Source organism: Prevotella ihumii (genome assembly GCF_900155655.1).
GTDB lineage: Bacteria > Bacteroidota > Bacteroidia > Bacteroidales > Bacteroidaceae > Prevotella > Prevotella ihumii.
This window is the reverse complement of sequence record NZ_LT706987.1, coordinates 2,574,460-2,587,377: the sequence shown is the minus strand read 5'-3', so window position 1 is coordinate 2,587,377 and position 12,918 is coordinate 2,574,460. Positions and strand designations below refer to the sequence as shown.

Here is a 12,918-nt window from a genome sequence, read left to right as displayed (position 1 = left end):
TTTTTTAATTACTTGCTTGATAAATTGTTATTAATTTTTTGAGCTGCAAAGATACTACCATAATCTGGTAATAACGAATAATAACAGCAAAAATATACTTCGTTTTTTTTTTATAGCGTTTTAACATTTCAATCTACGAAATAGGATAATTCTGTATATCTTATTTATTGTTCTAAAACCCCAAATAACAATACAAGGCTTCTCAAAGTTCAACTTTGACAATGCCAAACATATATGTTTCACCTCGTCATAGTTGAACTTTGGCGTGCTCAAACATCAACTTTCAGCGTCCAATATCTCAATAAAAACCGCCTATACTATTCGTTTTATTGCTGTCCGGTAAAACTTTTTCAAACAAAATAAATTAGGGCTGCACAAGTTCAACATAGAACTGCAATTTCAGGTGTAGGTTTAGCTTAATAATCTATACCAGAAAACACCGAGGGGTTTGGGGGCGAGCAGCCCCCATGAGTGGAAAATCAACAAGCAATGCTTAAAAAATAAAAAAGGGAGACCTCTGTCTCCCAAAGATTAATTAATTTTGCATTGTTATGTACAAACAATTAACCTCGGAGCAAAGGTACACAATTTCTGTGCTACTCCAAAATGGAATTAAATTAAAAGATATTGCGAAAGCGATAAAAGTATGTCCAAGTACAGTATCTCGTGAAATAAAACGTAATAGTGGGACCAAAGGACAGTATAATTGGGAAACTGCCCAAGCAAATGCAGCTCTCACAAAGCGAAAAAAGCCAGGCAATCATTCAATCAAAAAGGATGTTATGGATGAAGCGATACGTCTTCTTATTACAGAACAATGGTCTCCTGAACAAATATCTGGCGTGTTGGCTAAGGAAGGTAAACGTATTAGCCATGAAACCATATATCGTACGATACGTAAGGACAAGGCAAAAGGTGGAACACTATATAAACACTGTCGTCACAAGCTAAAGCATCGTGCCAAGCCTGTTGGTAGCAGACGTATATCCATACCCAATAGAACAAGTATCAGCGAGAGACCTACTGAAGTTGACGGAAAACGCTTTGGGGACTTCGAGATGGATACAATTGTTGGAAGAGGAAATCATGGTGCTATTGTGACACTGATAGAACGCAGTACAAATATGCTATTTATGAGAAAACTTAAAAAGGGAAAGAATGCCAAGGAGTTAGCACGCACTGTAATACATTTGCTATCTCCATTCAAAGAGTATGTCAAGTCTATTACAACGGACAACGGCACAGAATTCGCTTGCCATGAAATGATAAGCAAAAGCCTTGGTGTCACCGTCTATTTTGCTGACCCATACGCTTCATGGCAGAAAGGGGCTATAGAAAATGCTAACGGACTGATTAGACAATACGTGCCAAAAAAAGAAACGTTTGAACATGTCAGTCATCAACAAATAACAAAGTATTCAAAGAAAATTAACATGAGACCAAGAAAGAAATTAGAATTTAGAACACCATATGAGTGCTTTTACGAACTAATTAAGTAAATTTGCACTTGCTTGTTGAATTCACGCTGACACATCTCACGAGGTGTCAGCCCTTTTGGTTATCTTTGTCTTTACTAAAATAAAACATAACCATGAACAAAGATAGTCATTTTACCGGACAGCCGGTCTATAGTCAAGTATTAAAGTTACTCGACAAAGAGAAAATTCTTCAGATAAGCTGCGAAACGAAAGGAAGCGAGGCTTACGTGAAGCGCTTTGACGGCTACCAACATCTCGTCGTAATGCTGTTCGGCATACTCAAACACTTTGATTCTCTGCGCGAACTTGAGATAGGCATGAAGGCTGAGGCTCACAAGCTCAGACACCTCGGAATGAGCTATTTGGTTCGTCGCAGCACGCTTGCTGAGGCCAATATACGCCGCCCTCAGGAGTTCTTTGCAAGTGTTTATGCGTATCTTTTGGAGAAGTATGCCAAATTTTTAGCGGACAGCCGCCCTTCCAAGTGCTATAAGGGGCAGACGCACGAGCCTAAAGACTGGGAGAAGTTGCTTTACATGATGGATTCTACCACTATAACGCTCTTTGACAACATACTCAAAGGTGTCGGGCGGCATCCAAAATCAGGCAAGAAGAAAGGCGGTATGAAAGTGCATACGGTAATGAAGTATCATGTCGGCGTGCCAATGGTGGTGCAACTCACTTCAGCTGCAAAACACGACCATTACCTGCTCAAAGAGGTGCATCTGCCCAAAGACGCCACTTTAGCAATGGACCGTGGTTATGTCGATGTCGCGCAATTCCAACGTCTTACAGAAGAGGGCGTTTGCTACGTGACCAAAATGAAGAAAAACCTTAAGTATGAGGTACTTAAATCCGTTACGTATGTCAATGCAGAGGGCCTCGTAACGCATATTGATCAGAAAGTGCTTTTTACAAGAGGAGAACTCACCCACGAGGCACGAAGGGTGGAGATATTTTACGAGACAAAGAGACCTGTTGTACTATTGACCAACAACTTTGACTTTACTGTTGAGGACATTGCTGAAATCTACCGCCTAAGATGGGCTATCGAGTCGTTGTACAAACAGCTTAAACAGAACTTCCCGCTTCATTTCTTCTATGGGGACAGCGTCAATGCCATACAAATACAGACATGGGTAGTCTTGATTGCGAATCTGCTGATAACAGTCTTGTCAAGAAGCATTAAGAGACACTGTACATTCTCGCAAGTTGTTACCATGATAAGACTTATGCTTATGTACTACGTTGATTTTATCGCATTCATGGAAAATCCCGAAAAAACTTGGAATGATTTCCTTGCAAAGGAGATGCAAAAAGCGCCACCTGAACCAAGTCTTTTCGATTAGGGGGGCTTACTTTTGAAAAAATAAACCTAAAAGTCCTATTTTACGGGGCTTCGGGGAGGATATTTATGCTCTTTTGAGTTTTACCGGACAGCAATATATTCGTTTCTTTCTTCTTATAGTTCTATATTTACGATACAATAGACCCTATTTTTTGCACACAAAAAGCTATATCCTTATTATTGCTGTCCGGTAAAACTTTTTCAAACAAAATAAATTAGGGCTGACACATCTCACGAGGTGTCAGCCCTTTTGGTTATCTTTGTCTTTACTAAAATAAAACATAACCATGAACAAAGATAGTCATTTTACCGGACAGCCGGTCTATAGTCAAGTATTAAAGTTACTCGACAAAGAGAAAATTCTTCAGATAAGCTGCGAAACGAAAGGAAGCGAGGCTTACGTGAAGCGCTTTGACGGCTACCAACATCTCGTCGTAATGCTGTTCGGCATACTCAAACACTTTGATTCTCTGCGCGAACTTGAGATAGGCATGAAGGCTGAGGCTCACAAGCTCAGACACCTCGGAATGAGCTATTTGGTTCGTCGCAGCACGCTTGCTGAGGCCAATATACGCCGCCCTCAGGAGTTCTTTGCAAGTGTTTATGCGTATCTTTTGGAGAAGTATGCCAAATTTTTAGCGGACAGCCGCCCTTCCAAGTGCTATAAGGGGCAGACGCACGAGCCTAAAGACTGGGAGAAGTTGCTTTACATGATGGATTCTACCACTATAACGCTCTTTGACAACATACTCAAAGGTGTCGGGCGGCATCCAAAATCAGGCAAGAAGAAAGGCGGTATGAAAGTGCATACGGTAATGAAGTATCATGTCGGCGTGCCAATGGTGGTGCAACTCACTTCAGCTGCAAAACACGACCATTACCTGCTCAAAGAGGTGCATCTGCCCAAAGACGCCACTTTAGCAATGGACCGTGGTTATGTCGATGTCGCGCAATTCCAACGTCTTACAGAAGAGGGCGTTTGCTACGTGACCAAAATGAAGAAAAACCTTAAGTATGAGGTACTTAAATCCGTTACGTATGTCAATGCAGAGGGCCTCGTAACGCATATTGATCAGAAAGTGCTTTTTACAAGAGGAGAACTCACCCACGAGGCACGAAGGGTGGAGATATTTTACGAGACAAAGAGACCTGTTGTACTATTGACCAACAACTTTGACTTTACTGTTGAGGACATTGCTGAAATCTACCGCCTAAGATGGGCTATCGAGTCGTTGTACAAACAGCTTAAACAGAACTTCCCGCTTCATTTCTTCTATGGGGACAGCGTCAATGCCATACAAATACAGACATGGGTAGTCTTGATTGCGAATCTGCTGATAACAGTCTTGTCAAGAAGCATTAAGAGACACTGTGCATTCTCGCAAGTTGTTACCATGATAAGACTTATGCTTATGTACTACGTTGATTTTATCGCATTCATGGAAAATCCCGAAAAAACTTGGAATGATTTCCTTGCAAAGGAGATGCAAAAAGCGCCACCTGAACCAAGTCTTTTCGATTAGGGGGGCTTACTTTTGAAAAAATAAACCTAAAAGTCCTATTTTACGGGGCTTCGGGGAGGATATTTATGCTCTTTTGAGTTTTACCGGACAGCAATATATCCTTATAATCCGTTATCTATCAATAGTTTGCAAATGCACACAAAAAGAGCCCGTATTTGCACACAACTTGCTTGTTAGACGCAAATACGGGCTGTATGGTCGATGCGATTAACACTTCAGCGCATCAAATGAGAAAAATAGATCGGTCGTCAGACCAGTCAGACCAGTCAGACCAATCGGACTTGTCTGACACGTCCGACTGGTCCGACTGGTCTGACTGGTCTAACGACCGATCTGGGTTTAATTGATAAAAGTATTCCTATACTGCAAGAAAAATAATGTTTGGATTATCGGAACAAAGCAGATAATACTGCTTCGTTCCGATAAAAGATAATTCTTATTTCACCATTACTTTGACAATACTACCATCAGAGAACTTCACAATATTGACACCACGAACAGGAGCATTAATGCGCTGTCCGTTAGCATTGTAACGTGCTACTTCACGAAGTTCAGTTCCATTATCCTTGGTCTCGGTGATACCTGCTGGATCGTTAGGATTTACCTTTACTTTCTTTGCGTTGTCTACAGTTCCATTAGGATTGAAAACAATAGCTACAACATATACTTGGTCTCTCTTAAGCGCATTTAGAAGTGCGCTATAAGTAGGAAGATTCAAAGTGAAAGTATTCTCAACAACCTTTCCCTTTCCGAACGCTGGAGTTTCTACTGTGTTGCGTCCATTTTTCCAAGAACTTCCTATACAATAGTTCGTTAAAATTTGAGATAATTGCTACGCAGCTTTCCTCTGCCAGCCAAAGAGTTCTTTGATAGTATGACTAATTAACTTTCGGTTCGGTATGCTCCGACACCTGTCGAAAATTAATTTTGCAATGTATGTGCTCGCTATGAGCTCCTTGAAAGAAGCCATGGAATACGGTAGCCCGTTTTCCTTCATCATCACCTTTGCCACATTCTGTGATGCGAATGATGCGTTGTAGGAGAAGTCCAACTGATTCTTGTGCCTTGCCTGGCAATGCGCGAGTCCGGTATACTGCTTGGCATCACGGAAGCAAAACTCGATTTGGAATCTTGAGCGGTATGTGCGCAATACTTCCTCACCCGACATGGATGTCTTTGTGGAGAAGAAAAGCTTGTGCTTGCTGTTCGGCATCACCCAAATGACAAGACGCACTTTCTGCTTCAGTGCCTTTGAATAGGCAATGAGTGTGTAGGCTGTGCCTTCAAGTCCTTCGATATGCATCTTCGCCATACGCATGAGGTCGAGTTTCTTGTAATTGATTTTCCCGTCAAGTGTTTTGGGACGCCCGGGCTTATTGGAACGAGGTCCCGTGTACACATAGTATAGGCTCGCCGTATCCCTGAAACGGCTGACAAGATGAAAGCCTTGCTCCTTGATTCCCTCCACAAACGGACGGATAGAGAAGAAAGCATCAGCGACAACAATATCGGTGACCTTCAACAATTCTTTCCTGTAGCGTTTGATGACGGCAATGTAATGCTGCACAAGAGTCATGCTACGCAGTTTCAACTCTCTTGTAGAAGGGGTTTGATGGGCACGAAGCATCATACAGTTGTTGGCGTAGACATCGACAAGGGCAAGTCCCATGATTTCAAGTCCGTGTTTCATGGAACCTGCACAGCCGGACCAGAAAGTACCAACATGCGGAGTCTTCTTGCCTGACTTACTGATGTAGCTCGGATCTATGGCTATAGCCAACAGTCCGTCCATGTTCAGATAACGCCGGGAAAGGGAGAGGTTGAACTTAACCCAGTTGATGCACTTAGCCCGGCTGCGGTTGAAATTCGTTCTGTAGGTCTGCTCGCAATGGGTGCCGTAACGCTCCATTTGAGTGAAATTTATCTTTCTTTGTATCGCCATGTACAATAAGAGTATTTCCAAGAGTAGATTCTCAAAAGTTTTGCCTAATTTTGCAGATGAGCTTTTGATGGCATCTCTGCAGATTTCTGTATATTGGTCGAGTGGTTCTGATGTCATTTGCTTTATGTTTTTGCTACTATAAAGTTACTGATAATCAGCCACTTGCCCAAATTTTATTAGTTATATTAAGTTAATTAACTCTCTCATTTTCAAACGATTACATTGGAATTAACGAAGTATTGCCTATAGCTACATCATCATAAACCAATGCTACAGTAGATTTACCATATTGACCGCCTTGACCAAAGATTTTAAGATCTTCAGGTAAGGCATCTTTTTTAAATCTTGACAAACCATTGTATTGCTTCCAATTGCTTGTTGTACCTGTAAGGCCATCAGCTACAAGAACATAAGCCAACTTAAAGTTGCCATCACGTAATGTTTCTACTTGTGTTTTAGCAATAACTTGCTTGCCATCTGCACTATACGTAGCATTCAATGTGATACCTGTATAAGGGAGACGAGCTAAGGCTTTAGCAAACGATTTTTCCATTCCGTATGCATGAATACTAGGTGCACGTTCGATAGTAGCCGTAGGTGCAGCATTTAATATCCTGTACAAATTAGAATCATAGAGTGGGAAAAACATTGCATCTTCTGAAATTCCATTTGAATAACTATGGATAGCTACGCCTACAAAATTGTCAGGGAACGCCTTGTGAAGATTAGCCATTCCTACCCAACCCATTGGACAATTAGGGCAAGTAAGTCCTGTAAGTTCTTCTACAAGTACACCATGTGGGAACTCTTTAGCCAAGGTTTGCAATACACCTTTACTTGATACAGCATCAGCAGCATTAGGCTTACCATTTACCTTAGTAATCTTAATTTCCTTCTTAGCTTCGCTATCCTTTGTATCGCCTTTAAGTTCAAATTCAACAGGTGTCCATATACCAAAACCTGTAAATGGCTTTGCAAGATTTATAGTTTGCTCTTCACCTCCTACACCATCAGTAAGCACCTTATAAGTGATGCTTGTAATAGGGTCATTCATTTTGCTAAGGTTCATCAAAGGTATAGTAACTTTGGTTGTTTTACCAACACCTACAGATACTGAACCAAAATCTTTTGCTAAAACTTCAATAGGCTTATAATCGCCTTCGAGCAATACTTGAATAGCTGGAATACCATTGTCAGCAGCATCAAACTCCTTCCAAGATGTTCCAAATTGTCCTTTGTGACGTAGATAAAGTTTGAGATTAGGGTCAGTAGTCTTGTAAACTACAATTGGAAAAATTTGAGGGCTGTCTGTTCCTGAAGTCTTAAATGAAAGACCAACATTCACGCCGCTATTTGTAATAGTATAAGGTTTCTCGAATAAAACTTCGTTTACGAAACCTTGTCTCTTATCACCTTCGTCCCCACCTTGTAGTTTAGATACATCTAAACTCTGAATTACGTCAGCGTTATCAAGGTTGGTTACACGATATTTAGATGCCCATACTTTTACATTAGATAAGCCTTCAGTAGAACGCAAGTAAAAGCGTATACCCTTGATAGTTTTGTTTTTAAAGAGTGGATTTTTACCACTGAGGTGAATAGCTTGGTCGTATTCACCATCTCGTTTTAAACCTACAGCAGCGCGTTCATCGTTCTCTGAGCCATAGCCCCACCACTTTTGGTTATCAGTAATAGCAACTTTTGCTTTTACCTTGATATGGTTTTTAGTTACAATGTTCGTAGTAGCTCTCTGCAAAGTTTGTGCTTGAAGGGTGAAAGAACCTCCAAAAGCTACTAAAAGTGCGAATAGTAAATTCCTTTTCATCATAATAATATGGTTTATGGTTATTAATAAAGATTATTGTCCGCCTGTTTTTAAAAACAGTCTATGTACTTTTAACGGAATGAATATGCATCGTAACGAAGTCTTTATTCGACAATTCTTCTTAATTTGCTACAAATATAAGAAATAATATTACAAAATTCAAATAATAATAACAAAAATTTTAAAATCACAAGGTTTATATATAAATTCTGTATATTAATACTGAAATATTTTGTTTTATGTATTTTAAGTAGTTGCATATCTATGTTACGATTTATAACGTTGAACTTATAAAAGTACGAATACCCATTGGCAGAATTAAGTATGCACTAAATTAATTCCGCCAACGGGTTAGATTAATAGTGTGCTTACCATTCACGCAGATTGATAATACATCTAAAACAACAAACCCAATAAGTTCATCATATATCCAATTTATTTAAATTACTTAATCCAAAGTGGCAGCTCACATCTTGAGCTAATCTATTTACAATCTATCCCAGACTGTATTTTAAGTTATTTTCCAATTATCTTTCTTAAAGTAAGAGTTTACGTGCAAACTCCCAAACCACAATTCCTGCCGTTACACTCACGTTCAGCGAGTGTTTTGTGCCGAACTGTGGGATTTCCAAACACCCATCGCTAAGGTCTACAACACTTTGCTTTACACCCTTTACCTCATTACCAAACACCACTGCATAACGTTCTACAGCGACATCAGGGGTAAAGTGTTGCAACTTTGTAGATCCTTCCACCTGCTCCACAGCATAGACAAAGCAGTTGCGCTGGTGCAAGTCGACAATGGCATCTTCAGTGTTTTTAAAGTATTTCCATTCCACTGAATCCTCGCCACCGAGTGCTGTTTTGTGGATTTCGGCATTAGGGGGTGTGGCTGTAATGCCGCAAAGATACACCGCCTCCACTCGAAAGGCATCACACGAACGAAACACACTGCCCACATTGTGGAGCGAGCGTACATCGTCCAATACCACAATGAGGGGCAATTTTTCGGCTTCCTTAAACTCGTCAAGGGTAAGTCGGTTCATTTCTATTGTTCGTAGCTTGCGCATTGCTTAACCCTTCAAATTAAATGCCAAGGCGTATGCTTTTATTTTCTTCACCATAGAGAGCAAACCATTGCTACGTGTTGGGCTAAGGTGCTGATGCAGACCTATTTGCTCTATAAAGTAAAGGTCGGCATCTATAATCTCCTGTGGTGTGTGTCCGCTAATTACACGAATGAGCAGCGCAATAATACCTTTGGTTATCAAGGCATCAGAGTCGGCTGTGAAAACGAGGTTGCCTTCCTCCATATCGCATTGCAGCCACACACGGCTCTGACAACCATCTATGAGGTTTTGTTCCGTCTTGTATTGTGCATCCAATGCGTCAAGCTCGTTTCCAAGGTCGATAAGCATTTGGTATTTGTCCATCCAGTCAGTAAACTCGCTGAACTCTGCTATCACCTCGTCTTGTATTTCGTTGATTGACATTTTTAATTTATTTTATCTACTAATTAAACGTATTAATTCTTCTACTTCTCTTTTTCACAAACAGATTGTCCATCTCCCAGAACCCTCGTCCGCAAGCAAGAATGCCAAAAGCTGCAGCCGATGCAGTGAAGGCAGAGTAGTCTAACGGTGCTTTGATGCTCAATGAGGTTACCATAGCCAAAGCAAAGGTGAGTATCATTAGTCCCGAAAGCGTAGCACTCCACTTCAGTTTCAAGCCCAAGAGCAACATTAGGGGGAGCAATATCTCCAATACGGTAGCTGTCCACGCCAATACGGGTACTACCGAGGTGGGAACGTAGGGGATAAGCGACTGTGTGTAAGCGATAAACTTATCCATACTTCCCCACGTACAAAGCTCTTTTGACCAGATGCCAAAGCGGTCGGCAACAGCTGAAAGCATTGACGAAGCCACAGCAACACGTAAAAAGAGCTTGGCTATTTGTCGTAATTCTATCATACGTCTTTTATTGGTTTTCAGCACATCAGCCCTTGCCTTCGTGCTTTTATTCTTCTATGTTTGTCTTTATCAGTTTATAAACCTTATCGTTAGGGCGCACCTTATCAGGCACAGGCAACGACACACGCCAACCCTTTTCAGCTTTTTCAACGGGTTCAAGGTCGTAACGTATCTCCTCAGCCTTAAACTTCATCACGCCTGTGGTAGTGCCTGTGATGAGCATCAACTCATTGAGCGCTATCTCAGAAGCCTCAACAGCTATCTCAGCCACACCCAATTTAGAGAAATACTTCAACACCTTGCCCACCAGCATTTTCTTTTCGGTGGCTTTGTTGCCGTAGTTCTTTGTCCATTCGCCCATCTTTTGTCCTTGATAGTAACCGTCCCAGAAGCCACGGTTAAATACTGTGGAGAGTCTGACGTCCCAGTCTGCCTTCTTCTCCTCTGTAAACGTGCCGTCAAGAACGCTCTGTATAGCCTCCTTGTAGCAGGTTACTACCTCGTAAACATATTCAGGACCACGCGCACGGCCTTCTATCTTAAATACCCTTACGCCCGCTTTCATCATCTTGTCGATAAAGGCTATCGACTTCAAATCCTTCGGACTCATAATGTATTTGTTGTCTATTTCAAGCTGATTGCCCGTCTCGTTATCGGTTACGGTGTACGAACGGCGACATATCTGTGTGCATTGACCACGATTGGCAGAGCGATTTGAGTCGTGCAAACTCATATAGCATTTGCCCGAAATAGCCATACAGAACGCACCGTGGCAGAACATTTCGATACGAACCAATTCGCCTCGAGGACCTCTAATATCTTGTTCTTCTATCTGGCGGTAGATTTCTGCCACCTGAGTCATATTCAATTCACGTGCCAAAACTGCCACATCGGCAAACTGGGCATAGAATTTCAGTGCATCAATGTTAGAGATGTTGAGCTGTGTAGACAAGTGAACCTCCATTCCCACTTGACGGCAATACACCATTACTGCCACATCGCTCACAATGGCTGCCGTGATATTAGCTGCCTTTGCTGCATCTATTATTTCGTGCATTGCAGCGATGTCTTCGCCATAGATTACTGTATTGACGGTGAGATATGTCTTTATGCCTCGCGCATTGCAAGTTTCGGCTATCTCCTTCAAATCTTCTATCGTGAAATGGTTCGCTGAATGCGACCTCATATTGAGCTGCCCAATGCCAAAATAGATTGAGCCTGCTCCTGCCTGAATAGCTGCTGCGAGACTTTCGCGTGAGCCAACAGGCGCCATTATTTCAAAATCTTGTATATCCATTATTATCTTTTACTCGGCAAAGATACTCAAAATATATGAGAATAAACAGATTTCTTATAGGCTTATTATCATCAAAATACAGGTGCATATATGCAACGTGAAGAAGCGAAAGAGAAAGAGAAATTAGTCGAACGATTAATTTTTAATTTATATTATATTATTATTTACGTTATATTCTGTAAACTTTCGCAATTTCATAGCTTATAAATATTTTTATATATCGTAGGCTTTATAAGCGTGAAGGGTGATATTTAGTAAAAATAAACATTATTTTACGTAGTATTCGGATAAAAATCTGTTACTTTGCAGACAAATCATCTCTTCGTTTGAGATGGAAATAATATAGGCTGGTTATATAAATTACCACCGCATATAGTCATTAAATTTTTATGAAATACGTTTTGTTATTTTTTGGCTTCTTTTTGGTTCAAAATGTAAGTTCGTTCAGTCGTGTAGCTCGCTACACTCCTTCACGCTCTTGCATTTTGACCTCAAAAATAAGCTCAAAATCTAACAAAGCTAATTTATAGAACCAGCCTAAAAACTTAAAACAAAACGTAAACGTATGATTATCACAACCACACCAACCATTGAGGGGCATCAAATACTTGAATATAAGGGTATTGTAACAGGTGAAACCATCATCGGTGCAAACATCGTAAAAGACTTTTTTGCAAGCATTAGAGACGTTATCGGCGGTAGAAGTGGCTCGTATGAGCAAGTTCTCATTGAAGGAAAGAACACATCGCTTAACGAAATGATGCAGCGTGCAGCAGCAATGGGCGCAAATGCCATTGTGGGTGTCGACATCGATTATGAAACAGTGGGGCAGTCGGGGTCAATGCTAATGGTAGCGTGTTCGGGAACTGCCGTACGTATTTAACCCGAAACTTATGAGATATCTTTTTGCCTTATTTTGGCTTTATTTTGGCTCTTTTCGTTTGTTTTTTCAGTTGTTTAGCTCGCTAAACGTCTTCAAAAACAACCAAAAATAAGCTCAAAATAAGCGCGCAAATCTCGAAGAAGTCTAACGACCGATTTGGGTTAAAAGGCGTAGAATAAAGCTCTTATTCTATGCCTTTTATTGTTCTATTTATAACCTCTTGACCTTTGAAAAGCAATAGTTTAATCTTTTGTTTCCAAAACATATATGTTTGAGGGTGTCAAAGTTGAACTTTGGGAGGGTAAAACATATATGTTTTGCAGAGTCAAACATATATGTTTCAGAACGCATTTGTAACATTCTTATAATCAATAGGTTGCAAATCTGTTTTTATCAGATTAATCTCTTTTTAATATTGTTCTATTCTTCCTTTTCCAAAAATTGAGAAGTAGCAGTATAAATCTTCTAATTCTCAATGCTCTTACCTCAACGATAATATATTATGAATGCGTTTTAGATGATATATTAAGTGGGTCTAAATCATTCAAAATAAGGTATTTAGAAACAAGTGCGACAAAAAAGTGACAAATTTTATATAATTATTTAATCACAAAGAATAGAATGTAGGGGCGTGATTTATCACGTTCCACA

General features: G+C 40.4%; 11 protein-coding genes. 4 read left to right on the top strand and 7 right to left on the bottom strand.

The window, feature by feature from the left end:
- Window positions 1-551 precede the first annotated feature (551 nt).
- The 3 genes from CZ367_RS11355 to CZ367_RS11345 all read left to right on the top strand — a co-directional run bounded on the left by CZ367_RS11355 (window position 552) and on the right by CZ367_RS11345 (window position 4,349).
- A complete protein-coding gene (locus CZ367_RS11355) occupies window positions 552-1,499 on the top strand; it encodes an IS30 family transposase (RefSeq protein WP_077195399.1) in 948 nt (315 codons plus the stop codon).
- A gap of 92 nt (window positions 1,500-1,591) precedes the next feature.
- Window positions 1,592-2,827, top strand: coding sequence for an IS4 family transposase (locus CZ367_RS11350; protein WP_077196954.1), 1,236 nt, complete (start codon window positions 1,592-1,594; stop codon window positions 2,825-2,827).
- Window positions 2,828-3,113: 286 nt separating this feature from the next.
- Window positions 3,114-4,349, top strand: coding sequence for an IS4 family transposase (locus tag CZ367_RS11345; RefSeq protein ID WP_077195320.1), 1,236 nt, complete (start codon window positions 3,114-3,116; stop codon window positions 4,347-4,349).
- 436 nt (window positions 4,350-4,785) lie between these two features.
- Here CZ367_RS11345 and CZ367_RS11340 read toward each other — a convergent pair whose 3' ends face one another.
- The 7 genes from CZ367_RS11340 to CZ367_RS11310 all read right to left on the bottom strand — a co-directional run bounded on the left by CZ367_RS11340 (window position 4,786) and on the right by CZ367_RS11310 (window position 11,384).
- On the bottom strand, window positions 4,786-5,067 hold the full coding sequence (locus CZ367_RS11340; RefSeq protein ID WP_077196953.1) for a hypothetical protein: 282 nt from the start codon (window positions 5,065-5,067) through the stop codon (window positions 4,786-4,788).
- 114 nt (window positions 5,068-5,181) lie between these two features.
- Window positions 5,182-6,408 carry a transposase gene (locus tag CZ367_RS11335; RefSeq protein WP_077195440.1) on the bottom strand — a complete coding sequence of 409 codons (1,227 nt, stop codon included), beginning with the start codon at window positions 6,406-6,408 and terminating at the stop codon, window positions 5,182-5,184.
- Window positions 6,409-6,508: 100 nt separating this feature from the next.
- Window positions 6,509-8,119 carry a hypothetical protein gene (locus tag CZ367_RS11330; RefSeq protein WP_077196952.1) on the bottom strand — a complete coding sequence of 537 codons (1,611 nt, stop codon included), beginning with the start codon at window positions 8,117-8,119 and terminating at the stop codon, window positions 6,509-6,511.
- 533 nt (window positions 8,120-8,652) lie between these two features.
- Window positions 8,653-9,186 (bottom strand): TrmH family RNA methyltransferase, encoded by a 534-nt coding sequence (locus tag CZ367_RS11325; RefSeq protein WP_077196951.1) that lies wholly within the window; start codon window positions 9,184-9,186, stop codon window positions 8,653-8,655.
- A gap of 3 nt (window positions 9,187-9,189) precedes the next feature.
- Window positions 9,190-9,609, bottom strand: coding sequence for a SufE family protein (locus tag CZ367_RS11320; RefSeq protein ID WP_077196950.1), 420 nt, complete (start codon window positions 9,607-9,609; stop codon window positions 9,190-9,192).
- Between the two features lie 19 nt (window positions 9,610-9,628).
- A complete protein-coding gene (locus tag CZ367_RS11315) occupies window positions 9,629-10,087 on the bottom strand; it encodes a DoxX family membrane protein (RefSeq protein WP_077196949.1) in 459 nt (152 codons plus the stop codon).
- 46 nt (window positions 10,088-10,133) lie between these two features.
- On the bottom strand, window positions 10,134-11,384 hold the full coding sequence (locus tag CZ367_RS11310) for a peptidase U32 family protein (RefSeq protein ID WP_077196948.1): 1,251 nt from the start codon (window positions 11,382-11,384) through the stop codon (window positions 10,134-10,136).
- Between the two features lie 565 nt (window positions 11,385-11,949).
- Between CZ367_RS11310 and CZ367_RS11305 the strand changes: the two genes are divergently transcribed.
- Entirely contained in the window at window positions 11,950-12,267 is a 318-nt protein-coding gene (locus tag CZ367_RS11305; RefSeq protein ID WP_077196947.1) for a heavy metal-binding domain-containing protein, read from the top strand.
- Window positions 12,268-12,918 lie beyond the last annotated feature (651 nt).

Coding starts and splice junctions, on each gene's coding strand:
- CZ367_RS11335 (WP_077195440.1), bottom strand. CDS start 6,408: ATGACATCAGAACCACTCGACCAATATACAGAAATCTGCAGAGATGCC.
- CZ367_RS11305 (WP_077196947.1), top strand. CDS start 11,950: ATGATTATCACAACCACACCAACCATTGAGGGGCATCAAATACTTGAA.
- CZ367_RS11320 (WP_077196950.1), bottom strand. CDS start 9,609: ATGTCAATCAACGAAATACAAGACGAGGTGATAGCAGAGTTCAGCGAG.
- CZ367_RS11345 (WP_077195320.1), top strand. CDS start 3,114: ATGAACAAAGATAGTCATTTTACCGGACAGCCGGTCTATAGTCAAGTA.
- CZ367_RS11330 (WP_077196952.1), bottom strand. CDS start 8,119: ATGATGAAAAGGAATTTACTATTCGCACTTTTAGTAGCTTTTGGAGGT.
- CZ367_RS11350 (WP_077196954.1), top strand. CDS start 1,592: ATGAACAAAGATAGTCATTTTACCGGACAGCCGGTCTATAGTCAAGTA.
- CZ367_RS11355 (WP_077195399.1), top strand. CDS start 552: ATGTACAAACAATTAACCTCGGAGCAAAGGTACACAATTTCTGTGCTA.
- CZ367_RS11325 (WP_077196951.1), bottom strand. CDS start 9,186: ATGCGCAAGCTACGAACAATAGAAATGAACCGACTTACCCTTGACGAG.
- CZ367_RS11315 (WP_077196949.1), bottom strand. CDS start 10,087: ATGATAGAATTACGACAAATAGCCAAGCTCTTTTTACGTGTTGCTGTG.
- CZ367_RS11310 (WP_077196948.1), bottom strand. CDS start 11,384: ATGGATATACAAGATTTTGAAATAATGGCGCCTGTTGGCTCACGCGAA.